The sequence below is a fragment of the Hyphomicrobium sp. GJ21 genome (assembly GCF_001006785.1).
GTDB lineage: Bacteria > Pseudomonadota > Alphaproteobacteria > Rhizobiales > Hyphomicrobiaceae > Hyphomicrobium_B.
This window is the reverse complement of sequence record NZ_CDHO01000003.1, coordinates 1,729,331-1,755,251: the sequence shown is the minus strand read 5'-3', so window position 1 is coordinate 1,755,251 and position 25,921 is coordinate 1,729,331. Positions and strand designations below refer to the sequence as shown.

Genomic DNA, 25,921 nt, shown 5'->3' with positions numbered 1-25,921 from the left:
CCCCGTAACAACGGCTCTGGAGTGCACATGCCTTTCGACATTAAAGGTGATGACGCCCGGAGCTTGGCAGGTCGAGGAAAGCTGGGCGTGAAGATCGTCGCGGGCAACAGCAATCGGCCATTAGCAGATGCGATCTGCGCGTACCTGAAGCTGCCGATGGCCAAGGGGCAGGTGAAGCGCTTCGCGGACATGGAAGTGTTCGTCGAAATTCAGGAGAACGTCCGCGGCCAGGACGTGTTCGTCATCCAATCGACGTCGTTTCCCGCCAACGACAACATGATGGAGCTGCTGATCCTGATGGACGCGCTGAAGCGTTCGTCGGCGCGGCGCATCACAGCGGTCATTCCCTACTTCGGTTATGCGCGCCAGGATCGCAAACCCGGTCCGCGCACGCCAATTTCAGCTAAGCTCGTCGCCAACCTCATTGAGCGCGCCGGCGCCCAGCGCGTGCTGACGCTCGATCTGCACGCTGGCCAGATCCAGGGCTTCTTCGACATCCCGACCGACAACCTCTTCGCCGCGCCCGTCATGACGCGCGACATTGAAGAGAATTTCGGAAGCACGGAAGACATCGTCGTCGTATCGCCGGACGTCGGCGGCGTCGTCAGAGCGCGCGCGCTCGCCAAGCGCATCGGCGCTCCGATCGCGATTTGCGACAAGCGCCGCGAACGTCCGGGCGAGAGCGAAGTCATGAACGTCATCGGCGACGTCGATGGTAAGCGCTGCATTCTGATCGACGACATCGTCGATTCCGGCGGCACGCTGGTGAATGCCGCCGAAGCGTTGCTGAAGAACGGCGCAACGGAAGTATCGGCTTACATCTCGCATGGCGTGCTGTCGGGCGGCGCGGTCAGCCGAATTCAGAACTCGCGCTTGAAATCGCTGGTCATTACGGACTCGATCCTGCCGACGGAAGCCGTCAGAGCCGCCAAGAACATTCGCGTCATTTCGATCGCACCACTGATCGGCGAGGCGATTCTGCGCACGAGCCGCGAAGAGAGCGTCTCAAGCCTCTTCTACTGATCCCCAAATCACGCTGCCTGATCAGAAATCGCTGCCCCGCCTGCATTTGTGATGGTCGGGAAAAATTCCCTATGCCATAGCTTTCCCAGCAAAAATGACGGGGATTCAATTCCCGCGGGGGAAGCGTGCATCGGGACTCGGCGCGCAGTTTGATCGGACGCCTTATCGCGCTCGCAGTTTCGATCGCCGCGAGCGCGGGCGCGACTGCTGCTGTCGCCGGTCCGTCTCTCGACCAATTTGAAATCAAGAACCTCGAGTCTGTACCGGGCGCCATCGAGATCCAGAGCCAGAACGATTTTTCGTCGGGCAATCCGAGACGCCGCGTCCTGCCGGATGGCTCCGGTGTCATCGCAGACCCGAATACGATTACTCGGCAACGCGAGGGGCTGGAGATCGAGGTTGGGCTGACGTCGTTCTTGAAAATGCGCCTCGGCGTCGAATTCGAACAGGGTCGGATCGACGATCCGAAATCGTTCAGCGATGCGCAGCGTATGGGGCCGCTGGAATTCGACGGATACGGCGCGGAAACCATCTGGACTGTCATTCCCAGAAAAGGCGATGGGATCGGCGCGGGCTTTCTCGTCCAGTGGGAACAGTCGGCGCATTCGGATGAAGCATCGACGCTGACAATCGGGCCGATCTTCGAATGGCAGCAGGGCGCGTGGAGCGCGTCGCTCAATCCAACCGTCATTCAGTATTTCGGAGGCGAACCCGAGGACAAGCACAAGATCGATTTCGGTTACGCCGCGCGCGTCATGTACCGGTCTTCGAAAGAACATGCCTTGGCGCTGGAATCGTATGGCGGGATCGAACGCATCAGCGGCGACAACATCGGCGAAGCGCAACGTATTTTCGGAAAATTCAATCAGTATCGCCTTGGACCCGTTTTTTATTGGACATTTGGTGATGATGACGATGACGACGCATCGTCCAGCAATATAAAAGAAGCGGCGGAGCGCAACGTCGAGACAACGATCGGCACGGGGCTGCTCTTCGGTCTCAATAAAGACACGCCTGCCACGACATTGAAACTGAGCATCGAGATCGATTACTGAATCTCGCAGACCATTTTGCAAAAAGACCGGCGCCAAGCGGATTAAATTGATAACCCTCGCGCGCCGCAATCATCCCAATCGCAAGTCGTGAAATGAGGATCGATATATGACAATCAAAGGCTGGGCCGCGACAGCGGCGAACCGTCCTCTCGAACCGTTCGAATACGATCCGGGCCCTCTCGGCGCCGACGACGTCGAGGTTGCTGTCGAGCATTGCGGCATCTGCCATTCCGATGCGTCGATGATGAGCAACGAGTGGGGCATCACGACATATCCGATCGTTCCGGGACACGAGGTGATCGGCAAGGTCGTCGCTCTCGGCTCGAACGCCAAAGGACTGACGGTCGGCCAGCGCGTCGGCATCGGCTGGGCATCCGGCAACTGCATGCACTGCGAGCAGTGCGTTTCAGGCGACGGCAATCTTTGTCCACAAGGTCAGGCGACCATCGTTGGCCGCCACGGAGGCTTCGCCGATCGCGTCCGCGTGCAGTGGCCTTGGGCGGCTCCCATTCCGGATGGGCTCAGCGCCCGAGATGCGGGACCTCTGATGTGCGGCGGCGTCACCGTGTTCACGCCTTTCCGCGCCTTTGACGTGCGTCCGACGGATCGTGTCGGCGTTGTCGGCATCGGCGGTCTCGGGCACCTCGCTTTGCAGTTTGCCAAGGCGTGGGGCTGCGAAGTGACCGCTTTCACCTCCAACGATTCCAAAGCCGATGAAGCGCGCGGTTTCGGAGCGCATAACATCGTCAACTCGCGCAATGAAGACGCGATCAAGAAAGCGGCGGGCACGCTCGATCTGCTGATCGTGACCGTCAACGTGCCGCTCGACTGGCGCGCCATGCTGGCGACGCTCAGGCCGAAAGGCCGGCTGCATTTCGTCGGCGCGGTTCTGGAACCCATTCCGGTGCACGCATTCGACATCATCATGACGCAGCGGAGCGTTTCAGGTTCGCCTAACGGTGCGCCGACGACGACCGCGCAGATGCTGAACTTTGCTGCGCGTCACAACATCTTGCCGCAGACGGAACACTTCCCGCTGGCAAAGGTGAACGACGCGATGCAGCACCTGCTCGACGGCAAGGCGCGCTATCGCATCGTGCTCGACATGTAGGGCTAGGTGGAAACGCGCGGAACGGGCGGCGCTCAGTCGATGCCGCCTGACGCGCAAGCCGCGCAACGGCCGCGCAATTCCATCGTCATCGAACGAACCTTGAAGTCGTTCTTGCCCGCCCAGCTCTGAAGGCTTTTGACCGCGGCAGGGCTGTCGAATTCCTTAACCGTCCCGCAGGCGTCACAGATGGCGAACACGGCCTTGCCCTGGTGGTGCGGGTGCTCGCAAGCGACGAAAGCGTTCAGGCTTTCGAGCCGGTGCGCGAGGCCGTCGTCGATCAAGCGTTGTAGAGCCCTATAAACAGTCGGCGGGGCGCTGACGCCTTTGACGCGGACCTTTTCGATCAACTCATAGGCGCTGAGCGGGCGGCCGACGTCGCGCAGGGCTTCGACGATAATCTTGTCCTGATCGGCCGCACTCCGGCGCTTGGAAGGCTTTCGGACCATACTTTGCGGCATCTCCAGACCTCGGCCTGCCGGACGAATCGTCCACATTTTCTACGGCGCCAGACTAATATGCTGATTTCCGGGGTAACTTTCCAGTCTGCTCGAAGTAAAGGCTGACGCAGGGACCCGGCCGGCAAGCATTGCGCGTGCCGCCAAGCCCGGTTATACACCCGCCATCTCATGAAGACATTCCTGAGACGCCGCACGGCACCCTTGGAGGCCGGTTCGCGGCTTTTGGCTCTTTCCGATAGGCGGAGAGAGCATAACACTCGGAGACGATGCCATGTCTGAGCTCATCACGCTCAAGGCTACGGCGCGCCCGCGTGCAGGCAAGGGGGCCGCACGCCAAGCTCGCCGCGATGGAAATGTACCTGCCGTCATTTACGGCAACCAAGAAACCCCGGAAACGATCAACCTCGAATACAACGAGCTGTGGAAGCAGGTCCTGCGTGGCCACTTCACCTCGACTGCGATCGAACTCGATGTCGAAGGCACGAAGCACATCGTGCTTGCTCGCGACGTGCAGGTCGATCCCGTTCGCGACACGCCGTTGCATGTCGATTTCCAGCGCGTCGGCAAAGACGGCGTCATTCGGGTTTCGATTCCGATGCACTTCGTGAACGAGACGCTCTCGCCCGGCTTGAAGCGCGGCGGTGTGCTCAACATCGTGCGCCACGACGTGGAAGTCTTTGCACCGTACGACAAGATTCCGCGCTTCTTCGAGATCAACCTCGAAGGCCTCGAGATCGGACGCTCGATCCACATTTCGACCGTCAACATGCCGGAAGGCGTGACGCCGGTGATCAAGAACCGCGATTTCACGATCGCAACGATCGCAGGCGCGCTGAAGGGCGATGACGACTCCGCGTCGTCGGCGTCTGACGCTGCTGCTCCTGCCGATGCGAAGGGTGCGGCTCCGGCCGCTGCCGGCAAGGCCGCTGCTCCTGCAGCGAAGGGCGCGGCTCCGGCCGCTGCTAAGCCTGCTGCCGCAAAACCTGCCGCGAAGAAGTAAGATAAACTTGGGCTCGGCGACTCCCTCTCGAGGGCGGTCGCCGGGCCTTGTTTTTAGTTGTATCTGGCGACGCCCCTTCAGGGAGCCGGCCGCCAGCTCCGTCGCCGGAGGCGAGTCGGAAGGCGCAAGCAAAAATGAAGCTCTTCGTCGGCCTCGGTAACCCCGGTGAAAAGTACAGCGCCAACCGTCACAACATCGGCTTTCTGGCGCTCGACCGCATCGCAGAGCGTCACGGCTTCGCGCCTTGGCGGAAGAAATTCCAAGGACTTGTTTCGGAAGGCACGATCGGCACGGACCGCGTTCTGCTGCTGAAGCCCGAAACGTACATGAACGAAAGCGGCCGCTCGGTCGGCGAAGCGCAGCGCTTTCTCAGGATCCCCATATCCGACGTCTACGTCTTCCACGACGAACTCGATCTTGCGCCGGGCAAGGTGAAGGTGAAAGCGGGCGGCGGCAACGCGGGTCACAACGGCCTGCGCTCGATCTCGGCGCACCTCGAAAATGATTACAAGCGCGTGCGTCTCGGCATCGGCCATCCGGGCGCCAAGGATGCCGTCGTCCATTACGTGCTCAACGATTTCGCGAAATCGGAACGCGGGTGGCTGTCGGATCTTCTCGACGCCGTTTCGGACGCCGCGCCCTATCTCGCGAAAGGCGATGACTCACGCTTCCTGAGCGACGTCGCGAAATCGCTTTATGCCGAGCCTGCGCCCAAGAAAACCAAGGACGCATCCGAGGATGAGGCTCGGCCGCCCGTCAAAAAACCGGCGTCCACGTCACACCCGTCCGGAGAACGCTCCTCCAAACGGCAATCGGCGCTTGCCGAGAACCTGAAAAAATGGCTCGGTGCGCGAAAGTCGGGAGATGGCGACGCGTAACGCGTTTCGCCGGGGCACAAGTTCGAGCGTTGAGGTTTGCCGATGACCGATTACCAAGCGGAAGCCCGTCCGGGCTGGCTCGCGTCGCCTCTCGGCAGCCGCCTCAATCTTGCGATCGGCGCACTGGCGCTGCTGTTCACGCTTGGCGTTTTCGGCAACGTCGCGTGGGATGCGTATCGTTCGAACACCAAAGACAAGAGCGGCGTGAAGCGGATCATCGCGAAGCGGTGGAACGAACGCACGCTGGTGTTTCCGGTCGAAGGCGCCGACCGGGCCGGGCGGCGCGCGCTGTTCGACGTCGTCGTGCTGACCAAAGACTATGGCTGGGTTCGCGGCTCGACGACGGAACTCGAGAAATTCGATCGCCGCCTGTCGCCGGACGACATTCAAACGGAAGTGCTAGCGCCGCAGCTTCGGCAAGGTCTCGGCTCGGCTCGCGGGCTGATCGCGGTCGGTCTTGCCAGTCAGGAAGGCGCGGTCGAGCGCGAGGAACAGCGTGGCGGGTTGCGAGCCGAACGGATCGCGCAATGGGTGCGCGAAGCGCTCGGCGGAGACGTTCCGATGTGGACGCTGAACCTCGGCCGCTACATCGAGCCCTGCCTCGAGTGCGAAGACGCGGATACGAGCTGGCAGCGGCCGTTCATCGTCATCGCGGTGCGGAAGGCGGACGACGGCACGCACATTTCCGAGGCGCTCGCGGACGCAATGTCGGACACAATCAACCTGCCGAGCCCCGACCGTTATTCGACGTTTGCGTTCGCCAAGTACAAGAAGTGAGCCAAAGGGCCGCACGCGCGGCCGATTTCGCTTCACAAGGCGGCGCGTCTCGCTTAACCCACGGCCATCACCTTCCATCACCTCGCAACTCACTCGGGCGGAATTCTCCGAACTATGGGCTTTAAATGCGGTATCGTCGGCCTGCCGAACGTCGGCAAGTCGACCCTCTTCAATGCGCTGACGCAGACGGCTGCGGCGGAAGCTGCGAACTATCCGTTTTGCACGATCGAGCCGAACGTCGGCGAAGTCGCCGTTCCCGACGCGCGGTTGGAAACGCTCGCCAAGATCGCGGGCAGCAAAGAGATCATTCCGACGCGCTTGACCTTCGTCGATATCGCGGGCCTCGTGCGCGGCGCATCGAAGGGCGAAGGTCTCGGCAATAAATTCCTTTCGCACATCCGCGAGGTCGACGCCGTCGCCTACGTGCTGCGCTGCTTCGTCGACGACGACATCACGCACGTTGAAAATCGCATCGATCCGCTGGCCGATGCCGACGTCGTCGAAACAGAGCTGATGCTCGCCGATCTCGAAAGCCTCGAAAAGCGTGTCTCGCAAATCGAGAAAAAGGCGAAGACCGGCGACAAGGAAGCGAAGGCGCAATTCGCCGTCATGGAGAAGCCGCTGCTGCTGCTCCGCGAGGGCAGGCCTGCGCGCCTCGCCGCCATGACGCCGGAAGAAATGCCAGCTTTTCGCGCGCTGCAGCTGCTGACCTCGAAGCCGGTCGTTTACGTCTGCAACGTCGAGGAAAGCGCGGCGGCCCACGGCAACGCTTATTCGAAGCAAGTTGAAGAGCGCGCGAAGGCCGAAGGCGCGGCCGTCGTCATCATCTCCGCGAAGATCGAAAGCGAGTTCGCGGGGCTTGCTCCAGAAGATCGCGATGCGTTCCTTGCGGAAATGGGTCTCGACGAACCGGGCCTCAATCGACTGATCCGCGCGGGCTATTCGCTGCTCGATCTCGTGACGTATTTCACCGTCGGGCCGAAGGAAGCGCGCGCCTGGACGATCACACGCGGAACCAAAGGTCCGCAGGCCGCAGGCGTCATTCATACCGATTTCGAAAAAGGCTTCATCCGCGCGGAAACGATCGCCTACGCCGACTATGTTTCCGGTAACGGCGAAGCGGGGGCCAAGGAAGCGGGAAAAATGCGGCTGGAAGGCAAAGAGTATGTCGTCCAGGATGGCGACGTCATGCACTTCAGGTTCGCAAACTAAGATACTTCCTAGGATAATCGGCCATGACCGACACGCTGCCCGATCGCCTGTCCAACGACCCGAAAAGCCCCTTCTACGATGAGGAGCTTTTGAAACGCGACATCGGCATCCGCTTCAACGACGTCGAGAAGACGAACGTCGAAGAATACTGCGTCAGCGAAGGGTGGGTTCGTGTCGCGGCTGGGAACGCCAAGGACCGCGCCGGCCGACCCATGACCTTGAAGCTCAAGGGCAAGGTCGAGCCGTATTTCAGAACTGCCGAGTAGCTACTCGCGGATCTACCGCGCGGCGCGGCGTTTGCGCGTCGCGGCGGCCTTACGTGCGGAGGCGCTGCGGGCTGCGGCCGGGCGAGACGCTGCCGCCTTGCCGCCGATTTTACCGCCGCGTTTCGACGAGACGTTCGTGTCCTTTTTTCCGCGACCCGAACCGCTCTTGTTGCCGCCGCCGCTTTCCTTGTTCACGGTCGCCCAGGCCCGGCGTTCGGCTTCGCTCTGGCCGATGCCGCGCTTCTCGTAGCCTTCCTCGATGTGTTCGGCTTTGCGTTTTTGCTTTGCGGTGTATGAGGATTTATCGCCTCGGGGCATCGCTTGTCTCCTTGAAGATTCCATCGAACTTCGTCGGAGCAACGCGCAACGGCATCGGAAGTTTCGCAGCATCGCACTCACTAAAAAGCGGTCGCCCCGGCTTGGGGCCGAGGCGACAACTCAAGTTCGGCTTATTTTGCTCGCGAAACCAGCGGCGCGTTACTCGGCCGCTTCGGCTCGCGCCGACGGCACTGACACGCCCATACGCTTCGCGACGCCCGCACCGTATGCCGGATCACATTTCGCGAAGCGCGCGACCTGGCGCTCGATGATGAACGCCGGCACGCCCTGCATCGCGGCTGCGATGTTGTCCATCAGGCGTTCGCGGCCATCCGGCGTCAACAGGCGGAACAGGTTGCCAGGCTGCGTGTAGTCGTCGTTGCCGAGACGATGATTGTAGCGGTCGGCATCGCCCGAGATCTTGAGCGGCGGCTCCTTGTACGCAGGCGTTTCCTTCGGCCCACCAAACGAATTCGGCTCGTAGTAGGCGTCGGGATTGCCGGTGTCGTTGCGGAAGAACCGCATCGCGCCGTCCTTATGATAATGATGCACGGGGCACTTCGGAGCGTTGACGGGCAATGCCTCGTAATGCGTACCGAGGCGATGACGGTGCGCATCCGCATACGAGAAAATGCGCGCCTGAAGCATCTTGTCCGGCGAAAAGCCGATGCCGGGAATGATGTTCGACGGCGAGAACGCGGCCTGCTCGATCTCGGCGAAATAGTTGTCCGCGTTGCGGTTCAGTTCGACGATGCCGACTTCGATCAACGGATAATCGGCGTGCGGCCAGACTTTCGTCAGGTCAAACGGATTGTAGGACGTTTTGTCGGCGTCCGCTTCCGGCATGATCTGCACGAACATGCGCCACTTCGGGAAGTCTCCCTTCTCGATCGAGCCGAAGAGATCTTCCTGATAGCTCTCGCGCGTTTTGCCGATGAGCTCCGCGGCTTCGGCATTCGTGTGATGCTGATGGCCCTGCAGGGTCTTGAAGTGGAACTTCACCCAGTAGCGCTCGCCGGCAGCGTTCAGGAATGAGTACGTGTGCGAGCCATAGCCGTTCATATGGCGGACGCCGGTCGGGCAGCCGCGATCGGAAAACAGGATCGTCACCTGATGCAGGCTTTCCGGCGACAATGACCAGAAGTCCCACATCGCCGTCGGCGAGCGAAGGTTGGTTTTCGGGTGTCGCTTCTGCGTGTGGATGAAGTCCGGGAACTTCAACGGGTCGCGCACGAAGAAGACCGGCGTGTTATTGCCGACGAGATCCCAGTTACCTTCGGAGGTGTAAAACTTGATCGAGAAACCGCGCACGTCGCGTTCCGCGTCGGCGGCGCCGAGTTCACCGGCAACGGTCGAGAAGCGGATCAGGAGGTCGGTCTTCTTGCCGATCGCATCGAACAGCTTGGCGTGCGTATACTTCGAGATATCCTGCGTCACGGTGAGCGTGCCGAACGCCCCCCAGCCTTTGGCATGAACAACGCGCTCGGGAATGCGCTCACGGTTCTGGTGCGCGAGCTTTTCGAGCAGCTGATAATCCTGAAGCAGCAACGGGCCGCGTGCGCCGGCGGACAGAGAGTTCTGATTATCGGCGACGGGCGCGCCAGCGGACGTCGTGAGCTTGGTCGTGTCTGTCATTGGTAACGTCATCCTCGAATTTCCAACGAGGGCGACCAAACATCAGAAAGATTTTAAAGACCAATCCGTTTGCTCAGCGTTTCTGATAACAAAATCTTATTATGATAAGCGGAGCTGATCGAGTTGATCAGCATGACGCCTACGGCGAATTACTTTTCGGCGACGTTGCGGCCGTAGGTTTTGAACTTGTCGAGCAGCAGCGCCATCTCGTCGTCGTTCAAGATGTTCGCGGGGCCGAGGGTCAGCACCTTGTAGTATTGCTCGGACAGTGCCTCGACTTCGGCGGCAAGCTCCAGCGCATGGCCGAGCGTCGGGCCGATCGCGATCTGTCCGTGGTTCGCCATCAGGCACGCGTCGCGGTCTTGCAATCCGGTCGCGACGTGACGCGCCAGCTCCGCGGTGCCGAAGGTGGCGTAAGGAACGCACGGAATGTCTTTCCCGCCCGCAACGCCGACCATGTAGTGAAATGCCGGGATCGCGCGGTGCGCGCAGGCGAGAACTGTCGCGTGCATCGAGTGCGTGTGGACGACGGCGAAGCGATCGGGACGCGCGCGATAGGCCGCCAGATGAAAATGCCATTCGGTCGACGGGGTCTGGCGATCGTCGGGAACGCTGCCGTCGGCTGAAACGAAAACGATGTCGTCGGGATCTATGCCGTCATAACGCACACCGGAGGGTGTGATCAGCATGCCATCATCGAAGCGGCAGGACACGTTTCCGGATCGTCCCGGCGAAAGGCCAGAGGAACTCATCGCGAGCGCCGTGTCGAGCACTGCCTTCCTCAGGCTTTTTTCACTCGGACGCCTGGACTTGCCTTTGCTCATGCGGCGCAACTTTTCTTTTCCGGATAGAGCGACAGCAGGCCATCGCGCGAGGCTTCGCAGACGCCGCGCTCGGTGATGAACGCCGTCACGAGCTTGGCGGGCGTTACGTCAAATGCCGGATTGCGTGCGGGCGTTCCATCGGCGGATATCGCGACGGATGCGACGGCGCCGTCGGGAAGACGGCCTTGCACGCGCAGAACTTCGTCGGCGCCGCGTTCCTCGATCGGGATGTCGGCGCCGCGCTCGATGCTCCAGTCGATCGTCGAATAGGGCAACGCGACGTAGAACGGTACGCCGTTGTCGTGGGCTGCGAGCGCCTTCAGATAGGTGCCGATCTTGTTGGCGACATCGCCGCATGCGGTGACGCGGTCGGTGCCGACGATGACCATGTCGACGCAATCGCGCTGCATGAAATGTCCGCCCGCGTTGTCCGCGATCAGCGTGTAGGGCACGCCGTGCTGTGCCAGTTCGAATGCGGTCAATGCCGATCCCTGGCAGCGCGGCCGCGTTTCATCGACCCAGACATGCACGGGAATTCCGGCATCATGCGCCTGATAAATCGGAGACGTCGCCGTTCCCCAATCGACGCACGCGAGCCAACCGGCGTTGCAATGCGTGAGGATGTTGACGGGTTCGCCCGGCCGCTCATTGGCGAGTTCCTGGATCAGGCGCAGGCCGTTGACGCCGATGCGCCGGCACGTCTCGACGTCGTCGTCCGCGATCTCGGCGGCACGCGCATAAGCAGCGGCTGCGCGTGACTTTGGCGGGAGCGAGACGAGCGTCGCTTGCAGATCGTTCAACGCCCAGCGCAGGTTCACCGCGGTCGGCCGCTGCTCGGCAAGAAACGCGAGCGCGTGCTTGAGCGACGCGTCTGACGGATCGGCACGCATCGCGAGCGCCACTCCGTACGCCGCCGTGACACCTATCAGGGGCGCACCGCGAACCTGCATAGTCTTGATCGCGAGGGCTGCGTCTTCCGGCGTTCGCAAAGTTTTTCGAACAACGGTATGCGGCAGCATCGTTTGATCGAGAATGCCGACCGACCAGCCGTCGGGCTTAAGCCAGATGGTACGCGATGCGACGCCGTCAATTTTCATTCTGCGCCTCCCATAACGTCTTCGATTTCGCGAAAGCGGATATTTCCATTGCAGCCTCGGCGGCACGCGTCTGCAGCAGCATATGCGCGGCGGAAAACGCGACGATGCGTACTCCGCCTTTATCGCACGCGGCTTTCTGCATGGGCGTGATCGAAACCAACCAATCCTTGCGTCCGTGCAGGACGAGGACCGGGCAGCGGAGCCTGGCGAAGTCTTCTCTCACGTCGACCTCCGCGATGGCACGCAGGCGCGCCGCGCGAACGGGACGCGACAGGCCGCGAACAATTTCGTCAACCTTGTTTCTCAGTTCGTCGTCGCCATAGGAACCCATCAATATCGCATCCCTGATCCTCTTTGGCGTCGCCTCGGGTTCGGTGTGCGATGCCCGGCGCATGAACCAAGCAGGCAAGGGTGTTCGCAGGAACGTCGCCGCCAGGATTACGCCCTTGATCTGCGGTCCGAGCTGAGCCGCGACGCGCACGGCAACGGGGCCGGAAAAGGACTCGCCGAGAAGAAAGACGCGGCGTTTACCGATCAGCTTGCGCGCCAGCTCTGCGTATCCGGCATATCCGAGACTTGGATCATTCGGATAGCGCATGACATTTACCGTGAATTCGTCCGCAAGGCTGGCCGCCAGACGATCGAACAGGTCTCCGGTGCCGTCGAGACCGGGCAGCAGAACGATCTCATCTGCGGGCTTGGCGATCACGTCTCCGGAACCCCCGCCATCGGGATGTGCACGGTTTCGTCGAGGCCGCAGCTTTCACACGTCAGCACGTACCATTCCGCATAGGGACGCGCGGAGCGGTCGGCGATTGCGAGACCCGATACTCCGCACACTGGGCAGCGGCACGGAGCGTCCGGTTCCGAACGCCACGCGGCGAGGGTGGCTAGCGCTGTCTTCAGTTGATCGCCGGACAGGGACACAGCCGTGACTAATGACCTCCGAACGAGACGAGTGCATGACTCTCGACGCCGAGGTCCGACAATCGTTTCATGCCGCCGAGATCCGGCAGATCGACGATAAAGGTCGCGCCGATGATTTTCCCGCCGGAGCGCTGCACGAGTTTCGCGGCGGCTTCCGCCGTACCGCCGGTTGCGATCAGGTCGTCAACGATGAGCACACGCGTACCTTCGGCAATCGCGTCCTCATGCACCTCGATGACGTCCACGCCGTATTCGAGCGTATATTCCTGCCCGATGGTCTTCCACGGCAGCTTGCCCTTCTTGCGGATCGGAATGAAGCCGCATTCGAGGCGATCGGCAATCGCGCCTCCGAGAATAAAGCCGCGCGCTTCGATGCCCGCGACAGCTTCGATCTTTTCCTTCTCGAAGGGTTTCGCCATGTGCTTGATGGCTTTCTTCAAGCCTTTGGGATCGGCGAGGAGCGTGGTGATATCCCGAAACATAATTCCGGGTTTCGGATAATCGGGGATGGTCCGGATCAGATCTTCAAGGTCTTGCACGTGCTGCACTCCCGCCCAATTGACGGCGCAAAATAGCAATATCGCTGGCGTCTAGGTAGAAGCAGCGTAGCCCAGAGCGGACGATTGTTCCGTGACGTGGCTAAATAATAGTTTGCTGAGGTACAACGAGATGGCAGCACAAGGCTCGCCCGCGATGGCCGGCCCCGACTTCGGCTCGTTCTCGGACGACACTGACGATCTTCCCCGGACGCTCCGTCGTGAAAAGGAAGCCCGCGCCCGCGAAGCTCGGGAACGCGCCGCGCGCGAGCGTGCGGCAGCGCCCACACTCTCGACCGGTATCGACGACGACTATTCCCGCCCGCAGCCGCAGATCTATCGCGCCGCCGAAACCGAGCCATGTATCGGCAACGTCCCTGTCGCTGCCACCGTCCGTGCGTTCGACGTGCCGTTCGCACGCCTCGTCACGTTCTTCCTGAAAGCTGCGATCGCGGCCGTGCCAGGTGTGCTGCTCCTCGGCGTCATCCTTTGGTTCGTCGGCGCGGGCCTGGAACTGGCGTTCCCGCAGCTCATCAAGATGAAGATACTGATCGGCTTCAACTAGAGCCTTTCCGCTTTTTGCTTTCCGTTGAATCGCGGATCGGCTCTGGGGCTTTGTCGTGTCGTGCTTCGTATCGGAAAACCGGTTCCGACTTTTCCAGAAGCGCTCTAGGCGTTCGCGAGGACACGCCCGGCGACGGCGTCGAGCTTCTTCAGAAGCTCGGGGTCGCGCGCTTCCGGAGGCGTGATGATCGCGACTTCGAGCGAGCGGTCCGAGCCGATCGGGCATGCCGGATGCTCGCGCGGGAAGTCGCGAGCGAGACGGGCCACCAGCCGCTGCGCCTTGCCGGTGTTTTCCTTCATCACTTCGATGATCGCCGCGACGTCGACGTGGGCGTGATCATCGTGCCAGCAGTCGTAATCCGTCACCATCGCGACGCTCGCGTAACAGATCTCGGCTTCGCGAGCGAGCTTGGCTTCCGGCATGTTCGTCATGCCGATGACGTCGCAATTCCATGAGCGGTAGAGATTGCTTTCGGCGCGCGTCGAGAACTGCGGACCTTCCATTGCGAGATAGGTGCCACCGTGGTGGACTTTGATATTTTCCGACTTGGCGGCTTTCTCGAGCGCCTTGTGCAGGAGGGGGCTCGTCGGGTCGCCCATCGCGACGTGTGCGACGCAGCCCTTGCCGAAGAACGATTTCTCGCGGGCGAAGGTGCGATCGATGAACTGGTCGGGGAGCACGAAATCGCCGGGCTTGTATTTTTTCTTCAGCGAGCCGCACGCGGAGACCGAAACCAGATCGGTGACGCCGGCGCGCTTCAAGGCGTCGACGTTGGCGCGGTAGTCGATGTCGCTCGGCGACAGCTTATGCCCCCGGCCGTGACGCGGCAGGAAGCGGATGGGCAGCCCATCGATGTCGGCGAAGAGGATGTCATCGGAAGGCGCGCCCCAGGGGCTCTCGATGCGCCGCCATTCCGCGTGCGCCAGACCCGGCAAGTTGTAGAAGCCGCTGCCGCCGACGATGCCGAGAACGGATTGCGTCATAGTCCTCTCTCCCATCGATACTCCGGGCGCCACTTACAATAAAAAAGGCCCCGCAAGCGAGGCCTTTTCGTAATCACGTTCCATCGGCGGGCCGCCGGGTCAGTGCTTGATCGCCGCCCAGATGCGCTTCTTGCCGATGTAGAGAAGGATCGTCGTGATGATCAGGTACAGGATGACCTGCCAGCCGATCTGCTTGCGCTGATCGAAATGCGGGTCCGCCGTCCACGACAGGAAGGCCGCGACGTCATGGGCATAGTTCTCAACCGTGCCGGGCGTGCCGTCCTGATAGGTCACGACGCCTTCCGACAGCGGCGGCGGCATGCTGATCTGATGACCCGCGAAGGCCTTGTTGTAATACTTGCCGTCCGCAAGCTGGAAGCTCGCAGGCGCGTCCGTGTATTCCGTCAGCAGCGCGACGAGGTAGTCGGCGCCGGCTTCCTGATAGCTCTTGAAGATATCGCCGAGCATCAGGAACGGATGAACGTACCAGGCAGGGTTGCGCTCGATGCCACGGGCGCGGGCGATGAGCGAAAGATCCGGCGGCAGCGCGCCGTTCTGGGCGGCGCGGGCTTCCTGATCGTTCTTGAACGGCCCGTGGATCGTGTCCGACAGCAGCGGCGGACGCTCGAACATCTTGCCTTCGTCGTTCGGGCCGTCCGTAATCTGGTTCGGCCACGCAGCGGCCAAGGCCTTGACGGAGGCTTCCGGGAACTCCGGGCCGCCGGGCTGGACGAGGTTGCGGAACGCGACCCGCTTCAGACCGTGACAGGCCGAGCAGACTTCCTTGTAGACTTGGAAGCCGCGCTGCAGCTGGGCACGGTCAAACTGGCCGGTGAAGCCCGAGAATGCCCACGACTGGCGAGCGATCTCCGGGTGACCACCTTCTGCGCTATGCGCGACAGCCGGGACCACAACGAGTGCGGCGATGGCACCGGCAAGAGCGTGAGAGAAACGTCTTTTCATTTGTCTCGCTCCTCTCAGCGTTTTTCAGGGGCGGCTGCGGCGCCCTCAGGCAATGACGAACTGCCGCCGAGCACGGATTCGGTTATCGAACGCGGCAACTTCCTAGGCGTCTCGATCAGGCCGACGACCGGCATGATGACGAGGAAGAACAGGAAGTAATAGACGGTGAAGATCTGCGCCCACGTGACGTACACACCTTCGGCCGGTTTGGAGCCGAGGTAGCCGAGTGCCACGCAGGTGAACAGGAAGAGCCAGAAGAACCATTTGAAGATCGGCCGATACTTCGCCGAGCGCACGCGCGACGTGTCGAGCCACGGCGCGAAGGCGATGATCAGCACGGCCGCGAACATCGCGATGACACCCATCAGCTTGGCGAACTGGCCGAGCGGAATTCCGAGGAACGAGCTCGTGAAGGCGCGCAGGATCGCATAGAACGGCAGGAAGTACCATTCAGGCACGATGTGCGGCGGCGTCACCAGCGGGTTGGCCTCGACGTAGTTGTCGGCGTGGCCAAGGTAGTCCGGCACGAAGAACACGAACCAAGCGAAGATAATGAGGAAGGCGAAAAGGCCGACCGCATCCTTCGAGGTTGCGTAGGGGTGCATCGGAACGGAATCGCTCGGCTGCTTCAGATCGATACCGGTCGGGTTGTTCTGACCGACGACGTGCAGCGCCCAAAGGTGCAGGCCGACGACGCCCGTCAGCACGAACGGCAGCAGATAATGAAGCGAGAAAAAGCGGTTGAGCGTCACGCCCGAAACCGAGAAGCCGCCCCACAACCATTCAACAATGGCCGTTCCGAGACCCGGAATAATCGTATCGAGAGCCGAGAACAGGTTGGTGATGACGGTCACGCCCCAGAAGCTCATCTGGCCCCAAGGCAGGGTGTAGCCCATGAAGCCCGTCGCCATCATGAGAAGCATGATCACGACGCCCAGCACCCAAAGCACTTCGCGCGGCGCCTTGTAGGACCCGTAGTAGAGACCGCGGAAAATGTGAATGAAGACCGCGAGGAAGAACATCGACGCGCCGACGGCGTGGAAGTTCCGGATCATCCAGCCGTAGTTCACGTCGCGACGGATGTGCTCGATCGAGTCGAAGGCGCCCGTGGCGCTCGGCTGATAGTGCATCGCGAGAATGACGCCGGTGACGATCTGCGCAATGAGGCAGAACGTCAGGATGCCGCCGAACGTCCAGAGATAGTTGAGATTGCGCGGCGTCGGGAAGTCCACGAACTGGCCGTGCATCATGCGCCCGATTGGGAGGCGCTCGTCGAACCATTTGCCCCAGCGCGAGGTCGGCTCATAGGTCGAATTGTGACCGCTCATTATTCTGCTCCCTAGCCGATCTTAATTTTCGTGTCCGCCGAGAAAGTGTAGGGCGGCACCTCGAGGTTTCTGGGCGCGGGACCTTTCCGGATACGGCCGGACGTGTCGTAAACGGAGCCGTGGCACGGGCAGAACCAGCCGCCGTATTCGCCACGCTCGTCTCCCATCGCCTGCCCCTTCGGAATACAGCCGAGATGCGTGCAGATGCCGACGAGAACGATCCAGTTCTCATGGCCCTTCACGGTGCGGTTGGCGTCCGTCGCAGGATCGTCAGCAGGAAGAGCTTCGTTGCGCGCGAGGCTGTCGGGAAGCGTCTTCACGTCGACGTTCACGGCGGCTTCGACTTCGGTTTTCGTCCGGTTACGGATGAAGATCGGTTTGCCGCGCCACAGCACTGTGATGGCCTGTCCCTCTTTCACGGGCGACAGGTCAACGTCGACAGACGACAGGGCCTTGGTGCTGGCGTCGGGGTTCATCTGTTGGATGAAAGGCCAAAGCAGAGAAGCGGCGCCGACAGCGGCGAACGCATTGCCCGCAACCACCATAAAATCGCGGCGATTTGGTTCTACTGCGTCAGTGGTCACGGATGCCTCCAGTTCGAAGCGATTGGGCGATACTGGCGGCAAGATACATGGGCAGGCGGCGAGACTTGCGTCCCCCGCTCACAACCGTCCGCATCAAACCCCAGTCTACTTCATCCCTTGCGGTCGTTCTGACAGCGTTTTGTCCCGCTCTCAAGCTCGGCCGAGCAACAGTGTAAGGGGCAATTTGGCGCATCGTGATAAAACTCTCAATCTCGGTAGCTCAATTCACAATTATCGCGGGATTTCTATAAATGCGCTTGGCGCTCTATCAACCGGACATCGCGCAGAATACCGGCACGATTCTTCGTCTCTGCGCATGCCTCGGCGTTCCGGTGGACGTTATCGGCCCCACCGGATTCGACATGAGCGACAGAGCGCTCAAGCGCTCCGCCCTCGACTATCTGGATCATGTCGACCTGAAGCGGCATATAAGTTTTTCCGAATTCATGGATCGACGCGCATTATCGGAGCGGCGCGCCGATGCCGGCCGGCTTGTTTTATTGAGTGCGCACGCCGAGACGCCGCACATCCATTTTGCCTTTGAACCTAATGATATTCTGATGCTCGGCCGCGAAAGCGCGGGATGCCCGGAGAGCGTTCATGCACAAACCGATGCGCGGATTACGATCCCGATGCGGCCAGGCCTGAGATCGCTCAACGTGGCGGTGAGCGCGGCTATCGTTCTCGGCGAGGCGTTGCGACAGACCAATCAATTCCCGAGTCCCTGACTCGGAATTAAATTCCTGTCGCAGACGTGACATGCGAGTCCGGCACTTTTGGGCAAGCCATTCCCAACCAAGTTTCCGCGCAGCATGCTTCTCAATAATTATCTCGCCGTTGCCGGCGGCATTGCCGCATTCCTGCTGATTGCGGGACTCGTCGCCGGCATTGCCGCGCAGAACGATCAAAGTGCTTGGCGGATTTGGCCAGCGCCGCCGGCCGGCTCGCTCAAGAGCTTTGCGTTCTGGGCCCTCTTCCGCACGTTGAATGTCGTCGTGCTCGTCCTCTGCATCGAGCGGCTGCTGGCGCTGTCGGCGGTTGCACCGACAGCGATCCTGCGATTGGCGTTGCTGGTAATCTCCATCGTCGCGTTCGCAGCTTACCTTTATGCGCTTTGGGTTCTTGGCTGGGACGCCACCTATTGCCAGGCCAGCGGGCTCAACACGGAGGGCTTCTATCGCTGGACGCGCAATCCGCAGTACGCGACGGCCATCGTGGCGTTCGGTGCGCTCGGGCTTGCGGCCTGGTCGCCCGAAACGACAGCGCTCGCGGCGACGCTCGTGCTCGTCTATGCGCTGATGGCGGTGGCGGAAGAACCGTGGCTCGAAGCGCGCTACGGACGCGCCTATGCCGAATACAGGGCCGAGGTGCCGCGCTTCTTCAACTTCCGTCATGCGGTCGTCGAACTTGCGGCGCTCGCCGCCCGCAAGCCGCAGCCGCTCGCCGGCCAGCGGCGCAACGGCCGCTAGCCTTCGTTGCGTTTACTCGGCCGCCTCGCGCGCCAGGAAGCCGCCCGACTGCCGCTGCCACAGCTGAGAATAAAGTCCGTCGCGGAGCAACAGCTCGGCGTGCGTGCCTTCCTCGATGATGCGGCCTTCCTCCATCACGATCAGCCGGTCCATCGCCGCAATCGTCGATAGACGATGCGCAATCGCGATGACCGTCTTGCCGCGCATCAGCTTTTCGAGGCTCGCCTGGATTTCCGATTCAACCTCGGAGTCGAGCGCGCTGGTCGCTTCATCGAGAATAAGGATCGGCGCATCCTTCAGCAGCACGCGCGCGATGGCGATGCGCTGGCGCTGACCGCCGGAGAGTTTCACACCGCGCTCGCCGACGTGCGCATCGTAACCCTTGCGGCCCTTCATGTCCTCGAGATGGGCGATGAAGTCGTGCGCTTCGGCTTGCCGTGCGGCCGCAATGACTTCAGCGTCTGACGCATTCGGGCGGCCATACAGGATGTTGTCGCGCACCGAACGATGCAGCAGCGAGGTGTCTTGCGTCACCATGCCGATTTCGGCGCGCAGGCTGTCCTGCGTGACATGCGCGATATCCTGGCCGTCGATCAGGATGCGGCCGCCTTCAAGGTCGTAGAAGCGCAGCAGCAGATTGACGAGCGTCGACTTGCCCGCGCCGGACCGGCCGACGAGGCCGACCTTTTCGCCGGGCTTCACCGTCAACGACAGATCCTCGATGACGCGCGGGGGCGCATCCTCGGACGCGGCGCGACCAGCTCCGTAGTGGAAGTGGATATGATCGAGGCGGATTTCGCCATGCGGAACCGCGAGCGGCTTCGCATCCGGCGTGTCCTGCAACAGGTTCGGCAGCGAGATCGTTTCCATGCCCTCATGCACGACGCCGATGTTCTCGAACACGTCGGCAATGGTCCACATGACCCAACCGGACATCGTGACGATGCGGATGACCAAGCCGCTGACGACGGCGATATCGCCGACGGTCACATGGCCCATCGTCCAGAGCACGATGGCCGCGCCGGTCGTCGCGACGAGCAGGATGCCGTTCAGCGTATAGAGCACAAGCTCCATGCCGGTGATCAGACGCAGCGAAGCCTGCCACGCCTGCATCTGCTCGGTCAGAGCTTCGCGCGCGTAGGTATCCTCGCGTTCGGCGTGCGCGAAGAGCTTCACAGTCATGATGTTCGTGTAGCTGTCGACGATGCGGCCGACGAGCATCGAGCGCGCTTCGGACGATTTCGTCGAGCGCTCCTTGATGCGCGGCACGAAGTAACGCAGCGCCACGATATAAGCGGCAAGCCAGATGATGAGCGGGATCGTCAAGCGCCAATCGGAGGCCGCGAACAGCAGCGCCGAGCCGATGAACTGCACCGATGCGTACCAAAGCGCGTCGATCAACTGCACGACGCTTTCGCGCAGAGACGTGCCGGTCTGCATGATCTTGTTGGCGACGCGGCCCGCGAAATCGTTCTGGAAGAAGCCGAGGCTCTGACGCAGCACGTAGCGGTGTGTCTGCCAGCGGATGCGCGACGTCGTTCCCGCCGAGATCATCTGGTTCTTGATGAAGTCGTGCGCGGTCGAGACCAGCGGCCGCAGGATCAGCGCGACGAAGGCCATCAGCGCCAGCATCCAGCCGTAGGTCGAGACGAAGGTCGCGGGATCGGAATGCGTGCGCATTCTGTCGACGATGGCGCCGACGAATCCCATCAGCGCTACTTCGATCGTCGAGCCCAAGCAGCCCGCGATCAGCAGGAGCACGAAGAATGGCCACAGCGGCTTGATGAAGAACCAGTAGAACGCCCACAGCGTATCCGGCGGGCGCGTGACTTCGCGCTCGTCGAACGGCTTGATGCGGGTTTCTCCCCAATGCAGGAGGCGGCGAAACATGGTGTCTATCGCAAGCGCAAAAGCGGCGCGTCGTCGCAAGTACGGAAATCCGACTGGCGGCGGCGACCGGATGTTGATCGTGGATGCCCGTTAGGGCTAAGGGTCCTTTCAGTCAAAAACAAGACCTTATGCAGAATAGCTGATGAACGCATCCGATACCGCCTTGGAACAGCACAAAGCGCAGGCTCGCGCCTGGTTCGAACGCCTTCGCGACGATATCGTCGCCGCATTCGAGAAACTCGAAGCCGGGTTGCCGGAAACCGCTCCGCATGGCGGCGATGCTCCGGGCCGGTTCGTCGCGACGCCGTGGCCGCGTAAGGATGCGGCCGGAAACGACGGCGGCGGCGGCGTCATGAGCATGCTGCACGGCCGCGTGTTCGAGAAGGCGGGCGTTCACACCTCGACAGTCTACGGCGAATTCTCGCCCGAGTTCCGCAAGCAGATTCCGGGTGCCGAGGAATCGCCCTCGTTCTGGGCATCGGGCATTTCGCTCATCGTGCATCCCAGAAACCCGAACGTGCCTGCGGTTCACATGAACACGCGCATGATCGTCACGTCGAAATGGTGGTTCGGCGGCGGCGCTGACCTCACGCCCGTGCTCGACAAACGCCGCACGCAGTCGGACGCCGACACGATGGCGTTTCACGCCGCGATGTATGGCGCCTGCGCGCCGCATTCCGTCGCCGACTATCAAAAGCTCAAAGAGTGGTGCGACGAGTATTTCTTTCTGCCGCACCGTAACGAGGCGCGTGGCATCGGCGGCATTTTCTACGATCACCTCACGCCTGCCGAGGCGGACGGCGGTTGGGACGCCGCTTTCGCGTTCACGCAGGATGTCGGCAAGGCGTTCGCCAATGTCTATCCGATGCTGGTTCGCGGGAACTATTCGATGCCCTATTCGGAGGAGCAGCGCGAAGAGCAGCTCATCCGGCGCGGACGCTACGTCGAATACAATCTTCTGTATGACCGCGGCACGATGTTCGGGCTGAAAACCGGCGGCAATGTCGAAAGCATTCTCTCGTCCATGCCCCCCGTCGTGAAGTGGCCGTAGGCGCAGGGTTTCCTCTCAGGCAACCCCTCTTCCTGTTGCCATTTGGCCAGCCGCGCGTGCCACAACCCGAGCGCCGGTCCGGCCATTCTGGACCGCCAACGCCAGAGCCTTATAACGCTGCCTAGAATAGCTCGTCGCCTGGACGTGAAGTGGCGGCGCGTGGGTGTGCATACCCCGTCGTGTCTTGCGTGCGCCGGAAACGGCCTTTGCCGGGGAGGCAGAATGAAACGTCTTGTCTGCTCGCTCGACGGCACCTGGAACGAAGGTGGCGGCCCGTCTCCGCAGACGAACGTCGCGAAGCTTCATAACGCCATTCTGCCGAGAGACCGCAAAGGCGTGCGCCAGCTCGTGCGTTATATCGCGGGCATCGCGACGACGGAAAACCTGCACTTCGCGTTTCTCAGGGGTGCCATCGGCGTCGAAGTCGGCGCGCGCATCAAGCTCGCGTATCAATTCCTGCGCGACGTCTACGAGCCGGGAGACGAAATCTATCTCTTCGGATTTTCGCGCGGTGCTTTCGAAGCGCGCAGCCTTGCGAGTTTCGTGACGCTGTTCGGCATCGCGCCGGCGCAAAGCGATTTTTCATTCGACGAGGCGTGGAAACTCTATCGCCAATCCGAACATAAACGCGACGTCGATACGTTGGCGCGCTTGAGTGCCGTTTGCCACTATCCCGTTCGCATCCGATGCGTCGGCGTGTGGGATACCGTCGGCAACATCGGAAATCCGTTCTCTGGCGCGTCACGCATCAGCAGGCGTCTCTCGTTTCACGATATGCGTTTACACGACACGATCGACGTCGCGCTTCATGCTCTCTCGATCGACGAAACGCGCGGGCCGTTCCGTCCGACGTTCTTCACTCTGCCCGAAGGCGCGACGCTCGCAGCGCATCAGCACGTCGAGCAAGCCTGGTTCTCGGGAACGCACGCTGATATCGGCGGCGGCTGGCCAGAGAGTGAGCTGTCGGACATCGCGCTGCTCTGGATGGCGGAGCGCGTCAGCGCCTTGACCGGCCTCGCGATCGACATGCGTCAGTTGAAGCGCTCGACGGCGCCCGATCCGCTCGGGCTGCAGCACCATTCAGCATCGGGCTGGGTCTACGCATTTTCGCGGCTGGTGCCTTACATGCGTCTCGTCGGCCAGGATCTCCGCGCCATCGCCAAGGGGCGGCGGCGATGGCTCAGGACATGGCGGACGAGCAGGCTCGCTCCCGAACTCGTGTCTCTCAATGAAACGATCCATAAGAGCGCGCTGGCGCGTTTCGGCCAAACAGTGCGTGAATCTCGCGGCGGCACCGTAAAGGAAATATACTACCGGCCGCCGAGCCTCCTATCCGCCGTGGCATTCTCAGCGGATGACGATGCGAAGGACAGAAATGCTTCCGCGAACGTCGCGTGAGCATTGCGCTGGCCGAAACGCAGCAATCTCATAATGATGGGGCGCTGCATCGCCACAGTTGCCGCCTTGGTCGGGGGACCACATCTTACTCGGCACCAGATTTCAATGCTCGCATTCGCCATCCTTCCTAGCCAATCCGGGATTTCCAAATGACAACGCTCTTTGATCCGCTTCGCGCCGGTGCCCTCACGCTTAGAAATCGTATCGTTCTTGCGCCGCTGACGCGCTGCCGCGCAAGCGAAGGGCGCGTGCCGAACGATTTGATGCGCGATTATTACGTTCAGCGCGCGGCGGCGGGTCTGATCCTGTCCGAGGCGACGTCGGTCACTCCGATGGGCGTCGGTTATCCCGATACGCCCGGCATCTGGTCGGATGAGCAGGTCGCTGGTTGGAAGCGCATCACCGACGCGGTGCACGCGGCAGGCGGCACGATGCTTCTGCAGCTCTGGCATGTCGGACGCGTTTCGCATCCGAGCTATCTCGACGGCGCACTGCCGGTAGCGCCAAGCGCGATCGCGCCGCAGGGGCACGTCAGCCTGATCCGCCCCAAAACCGATTATGTCGTTCCGCGCGCGCTGGAGCTTAGCGAAATTCCGGGCGTCGTTGCCGAATACCGGCGCGGCGCGGAGAACGCGAAGCGCGCAGGCTTCGACGGCGTCGAAGTTCATGGCGCCAACGGCTATCTGCTCGACCAGTTTTTGCAGGACAGCACCAACCTGCGCACCGATTCTTACGGCGGCCCCATCGAAAATCGCGCACGGCTGCTGCTCGAAGTCGTCGATGCCTGCATCGACGTTTGGGGCGCGGATCGCGTCGGATTGCATCTCGCTCCGCGCGGCGACGCGCACACGATGGGCGACAGCAATCCGCTCGCGACCTTCGGCTACGTCGCCGAGCAGACCGGCCAACGCGGAATTGCGTTTCTCTGCGCGCGCGAACACGAAGGGGCGGACTCGATCGGCCCGCAACTCAAGAAGATTTTCGGTGGCGTTTTCATCGCGAACGAAAAGTTCACGAAGGAAACAGCGGAAGCCGCGATCACTTCCGGTCGTGCGGATGCCGTCGCATTCGGGCAGCTGTTCATTGCCAATCCCGACCTGCCGGGGCGCTTCAAGCTCAGCGCGCCGCTGAATGCTCCAGATCCCGCAACATTCTACGCACAAGGCCCGAAAGGCTACACGGACTATCCATATCTGGAGCGCGCGGAAACCGAAGCGTAACGTCAGGCCACTAAAGCCCGCGGCGGAGTTCAGCGCTCCGCCGTGCTGCGTCGCGCGTAAAGGCGATCGAACGCATCGGCGAATTCCTGCGCGCCCGGCCTCGTGATCGACTGCGTCATGCGGCGGTCAAGCTCGACCTGCAGCTCGGCGCCGGTCAAACCATTGACCATTTTGTTCACGTAATAAGCGCGCCGGGCGAAGAAGTTCGTCGTCGGCGCAGAGGCGCCCGGCTCTTCCATCATTTCGAGGCCCGTCATCGGGCCTGCGAGGTTCATCAGCTCGAGTTCGGCGCCGGTCAGAGATCGGCGGCCTTGCTTCGCGGCTGTGTCCTTCAGTGTCCTAAGCTTCATCGCCTGAAGCATCGGACCGATATCGGCGTCGATGTTCAGGGTGTGAATGCCCATGCCGTTGTCCGTCTTGGCGTAGCGCTGCTGCACGCTCCATTCAAACGGCAGACGCTTCACGTTGGCGTACATGCGCTTCAGAACGGCGAGCTTGCGTTTCAGCGTGGCCGTTCGCTCCGGCGTATTTTCGGGATCGCGCAATTTCCGGTTCAGCAGCGCGATGAACGTTTCGCCGCTGCGCGCAAGCTCGTTGATCGAGTTTGCGTCGAGAAGCTGCGCATAGCCGAGCGCGCTCGAGATCGCGCGTCCCGTCTTCTTGATCGGGTGAATGCCCGATTGCATGTCGTAGGTGCCGTTGCCGCCCGTCTCCAGCGCATAGACGCGCACGACCTGTTCCTTGGACAATCCTAGGGCGTGCGCCTCCTCGGCGTAGCGCTGCTTGAATTCGCGTTCGCTGACGCGCTCGGGCGTAAAGTTGTAGACCCGCTTGGCGGCTTCCAGATAATCGGCGACAGTTGCAAGCTCGCGCTGCTGCGCAGGCTCCGCCGTCTTCTGACGCTCGACGAAGCTGTAGTATTTTTTCGCAAGCTCCGCCGAGAGCGTTGGACCGGTATACTTCGGCGGCAAGCTCATCACGTAGTCGGTTGGCTCGAACGGGATCTTCGCGGTGCGCTTCTTGCGCCGCCCCTGCCGCTTCGCTTCGACGGCGTCCCAATAAGCGTCGGTCCGATCGTTAAAGACGTTGCGCGCGTCCTTCCACGCCCGAAACTCGTCCATTTCGGAATCGGAGAGTGCCGCAAGGAAATCGATCGTCGAGGCAGCGTTGACCGGCGCAACGCTCGCAGCGAGCCAAACGGCTGCGAGGGCTGCCGAGAAAGCCAGCGCCCGAAGCGCCCCTGTCACACCATTCGTTGCCACGCGGTTCCAATTTTCCTGACAGACGGGCTTCTGTTTGCGGTACGTTCGAGAAGGTATCGTGATTCAGCGGTAACCGGCCAGCCGCGGATCA

At 61.6% G+C, this 25,921-nt stretch carries 26 protein-coding genes and 1 pseudogene; 14 read left to right on the top strand and 13 right to left on the bottom strand.

Annotation, left to right across the window (positions count from 1 at the left end):
• Positions 1-27: 27 nt before the first annotated feature.
• From HYPGJ_RS16700 to HYPGJ_RS16690, 3 genes are all read left to right on the top strand, one after another.
• Positions 28-1,023 carry a ribose-phosphate pyrophosphokinase gene (locus HYPGJ_RS16700; RefSeq protein WP_244466213.1) on the top strand — a complete coding sequence of 332 codons (996 nt, stop codon included), beginning with the start codon at positions 28-30 and terminating at the stop codon, positions 1,021-1,023.
• A 149-nt stretch (positions 1,024-1,172) separates the two neighbouring features.
• Positions 1,173-2,078: a hypothetical protein gene (locus HYPGJ_RS16695; protein WP_244466210.1), complete on the top strand. Its 906-nt coding sequence runs from the start codon at positions 1,173-1,175 to the stop codon at positions 2,076-2,078.
• A gap of 106 nt (positions 2,079-2,184) precedes the next feature.
• Positions 2,185-3,189 carry an NAD(P)-dependent alcohol dehydrogenase gene (locus HYPGJ_RS16690; RefSeq protein WP_046848105.1) on the top strand — a complete coding sequence of 335 codons (1,005 nt, stop codon included), beginning with the start codon at positions 2,185-2,187 and terminating at the stop codon, positions 3,187-3,189.
• 32 nt (positions 3,190-3,221) lie between these two features.
• Here the strand turns inward: HYPGJ_RS16690 and HYPGJ_RS16685 are convergent, their stop codons facing one another.
• Positions 3,222-3,635 carry a Fur family transcriptional regulator gene (locus HYPGJ_RS16685; protein ID WP_046848104.1) on the bottom strand — a complete coding sequence of 138 codons (414 nt, stop codon included), beginning with the start codon at positions 3,633-3,635 and terminating at the stop codon, positions 3,222-3,224.
• 283 nt (positions 3,636-3,918) lie between these two features.
• Here HYPGJ_RS16685 and HYPGJ_RS16680 point away from each other — a divergent pair, with 283 nt between their 5' ends.
• The 5 genes and pseudogenes from HYPGJ_RS16680 (at position 3,919) to HYPGJ_RS16660 (ending at position 7,780) form a co-directional block, all read left to right on the top strand.
• Positions 3,919-4,647: a 50S ribosomal protein L25/general stress protein Ctc gene (locus HYPGJ_RS16680; RefSeq protein ID WP_046848103.1), complete on the top strand. Its 729-nt coding sequence runs from the start codon at positions 3,919-3,921 to the stop codon at positions 4,645-4,647.
• A gap of 134 nt (positions 4,648-4,781) precedes the next feature.
• Positions 4,782-5,342 (top strand): annotated as a pseudogene (gene pth, locus HYPGJ_RS16675) (aminoacyl-tRNA hydrolase); the annotation flags it as partial.
• Between the two features lie 225 nt (positions 5,343-5,567).
• Positions 5,568-6,302 (top strand): hypothetical protein, encoded by a 735-nt coding sequence (locus HYPGJ_RS16670; protein ID WP_046848101.1) that lies wholly within the window; start codon positions 5,568-5,570, stop codon positions 6,300-6,302.
• A gap of 114 nt (positions 6,303-6,416) precedes the next feature.
• Positions 6,417-7,514 carry a redox-regulated ATPase YchF gene (gene ychF, locus HYPGJ_RS16665; protein ID WP_046848100.1) on the top strand — a complete coding sequence of 366 codons (1,098 nt, stop codon included), beginning with the start codon at positions 6,417-6,419 and terminating at the stop codon, positions 7,512-7,514.
• A 23-nt stretch (positions 7,515-7,537) separates the two neighbouring features.
• On the top strand, positions 7,538-7,780 hold the full coding sequence (locus tag HYPGJ_RS16660) for a DUF3297 family protein (protein ID WP_046848099.1): 243 nt from the start codon (positions 7,538-7,540) through the stop codon (positions 7,778-7,780).
• Between the two features lie 12 nt (positions 7,781-7,792).
• On the opposite strand, the gene HYPGJ_RS16655 is transcribed toward HYPGJ_RS16660, so the two are convergent.
• The 6 genes from HYPGJ_RS16655 to HYPGJ_RS16630 form a co-directional block, all read right to left on the bottom strand.
• The gene (locus HYPGJ_RS16655) at positions 7,793-8,098 is read right to left on the bottom strand and encodes a hypothetical protein (protein ID WP_046848098.1); all 306 of its coding nucleotides are present in this window, start codon (positions 8,096-8,098) and stop codon (positions 7,793-7,795) included.
• A gap of 159 nt (positions 8,099-8,257) precedes the next feature.
• Positions 8,258-9,733 carry a catalase gene (locus HYPGJ_RS16650; RefSeq protein WP_046848097.1) on the bottom strand — a complete coding sequence of 492 codons (1,476 nt, stop codon included), beginning with the start codon at positions 9,731-9,733 and terminating at the stop codon, positions 8,258-8,260.
• Positions 9,734-9,882: 149 nt separating this feature from the next.
• Positions 9,883-10,557, bottom strand: a complete 675-nt coding sequence (locus tag HYPGJ_RS16645) for a class II aldolase/adducin family protein (protein ID WP_046848096.1) — start codon at positions 10,555-10,557, stop codon at positions 9,883-9,885.
• Positions 10,554-11,654, bottom strand: coding sequence for an S-methyl-5-thioribose-1-phosphate isomerase (gene mtnA, locus HYPGJ_RS16640; protein ID WP_046848095.1), 1,101 nt, complete (start codon positions 11,652-11,654; stop codon positions 10,554-10,556). The genes HYPGJ_RS16645 and mtnA overlap by 4 nt, the downstream gene beginning before the upstream one ends.
• Complete coding sequence (locus HYPGJ_RS16635; protein WP_046848094.1) at positions 11,644-12,363, bottom strand: alpha/beta hydrolase; 720 nt, start codon at positions 12,361-12,363, stop codon at positions 11,644-11,646. The genes mtnA and HYPGJ_RS16635 overlap by 11 nt, the downstream gene beginning before the upstream one ends.
• Before the next feature lie 226 nt (positions 12,364-12,589).
• Complete coding sequence (locus tag HYPGJ_RS16630; protein ID WP_101536145.1) at positions 12,590-13,129, bottom strand: adenine phosphoribosyltransferase; 540 nt, start codon at positions 13,127-13,129, stop codon at positions 12,590-12,592.
• 121 nt (positions 13,130-13,250) lie between these two features.
• Between HYPGJ_RS16630 and HYPGJ_RS16625 the strand changes: the two genes are divergently transcribed.
• Positions 13,251-13,682 carry a hypothetical protein gene (locus tag HYPGJ_RS16625; protein WP_046848093.1) on the top strand — a complete coding sequence of 144 codons (432 nt, stop codon included), beginning with the start codon at positions 13,251-13,253 and terminating at the stop codon, positions 13,680-13,682.
• A 104-nt stretch (positions 13,683-13,786) separates the two neighbouring features.
• Here the strand turns inward: HYPGJ_RS16625 and HYPGJ_RS16620 are convergent, their stop codons facing one another.
• The 4 genes from HYPGJ_RS16620 to petA form a co-directional block, all read right to left on the bottom strand.
• Positions 13,787-14,665 carry an S-methyl-5'-thioadenosine phosphorylase gene (locus tag HYPGJ_RS16620; protein WP_046848092.1) on the bottom strand — a complete coding sequence of 293 codons (879 nt, stop codon included), beginning with the start codon at positions 14,663-14,665 and terminating at the stop codon, positions 13,787-13,789.
• Positions 14,666-14,764: 99 nt separating this feature from the next.
• Positions 14,765-15,628: a cytochrome c1 gene (locus HYPGJ_RS16615; protein WP_046848091.1), complete on the bottom strand. Its 864-nt coding sequence runs from the start codon at positions 15,626-15,628 to the stop codon at positions 14,765-14,767.
• Between the two features lie 14 nt (positions 15,629-15,642).
• Entirely contained in the window at positions 15,643-16,956 is a 1,314-nt protein-coding gene (locus tag HYPGJ_RS16610) for a cytochrome b N-terminal domain-containing protein (RefSeq protein WP_046848090.1), read from the bottom strand.
• An 11-nt stretch (positions 16,957-16,967) separates the two neighbouring features.
• Complete coding sequence (petA, locus tag HYPGJ_RS16605) at positions 16,968-17,540, bottom strand: ubiquinol-cytochrome c reductase iron-sulfur subunit (protein ID WP_083984163.1); 573 nt, start codon at positions 17,538-17,540, stop codon at positions 16,968-16,970.
• A 251-nt stretch (positions 17,541-17,791) separates the two neighbouring features.
• Here petA and HYPGJ_RS16600 point away from each other — a divergent pair, with 251 nt between their 5' ends.
• The gene (locus tag HYPGJ_RS16600) at positions 17,792-18,268 is read left to right on the top strand and encodes a tRNA (cytidine(34)-2'-O)-methyltransferase (protein ID WP_046848088.1); all 477 of its coding nucleotides are present in this window, start codon (positions 17,792-17,794) and stop codon (positions 18,266-18,268) included.
• Positions 18,269-18,352: 84 nt separating this feature from the next.
• The gene (locus HYPGJ_RS16595) at positions 18,353-19,009 is read left to right on the top strand and encodes an isoprenylcysteine carboxylmethyltransferase family protein (RefSeq protein ID WP_046848502.1); all 657 of its coding nucleotides are present in this window, start codon (positions 18,353-18,355) and stop codon (positions 19,007-19,009) included.
• Between the two features lie 12 nt (positions 19,010-19,021).
• Here the strand turns inward: HYPGJ_RS16595 and HYPGJ_RS16590 are convergent, their stop codons facing one another.
• A complete protein-coding gene (locus HYPGJ_RS16590; RefSeq protein WP_046848087.1) occupies positions 19,022-20,899 on the bottom strand; it encodes an ABC transporter ATP-binding protein in 1,878 nt (625 codons plus the stop codon).
• A gap of 142 nt (positions 20,900-21,041) precedes the next feature.
• On the opposite strand from HYPGJ_RS16590, the gene hemF reads away from it, so the two are divergent.
• The 3 genes from hemF (at position 21,042) to HYPGJ_RS16575 (ending at position 24,568) form a co-directional block, all read left to right on the top strand.
• Positions 21,042-21,950 (top strand): oxygen-dependent coproporphyrinogen oxidase, encoded by a 909-nt coding sequence (hemF, locus tag HYPGJ_RS16585; protein WP_046848086.1) that lies wholly within the window; start codon positions 21,042-21,044, stop codon positions 21,948-21,950.
• Positions 21,951-22,172: 222 nt separating this feature from the next.
• Complete coding sequence (locus HYPGJ_RS16580) at positions 22,173-23,348, top strand: DUF2235 domain-containing protein (RefSeq protein WP_046848085.1); 1,176 nt, start codon at positions 22,173-22,175, stop codon at positions 23,346-23,348.
• A gap of 149 nt (positions 23,349-23,497) precedes the next feature.
• Entirely contained in the window at positions 23,498-24,568 is a 1,071-nt protein-coding gene (locus HYPGJ_RS16575; protein WP_046848084.1) for an alkene reductase, read from the top strand.
• Positions 24,569-24,597: 29 nt separating this feature from the next.
• Here HYPGJ_RS16575 and HYPGJ_RS16570 read toward each other — a convergent pair whose 3' ends face one another.
• A complete protein-coding gene (locus HYPGJ_RS16570; RefSeq protein WP_046848083.1) occupies positions 24,598-25,830 on the bottom strand; it encodes a hypothetical protein in 1,233 nt (410 codons plus the stop codon).
• Positions 25,831-25,921 lie beyond the last annotated feature (91 nt).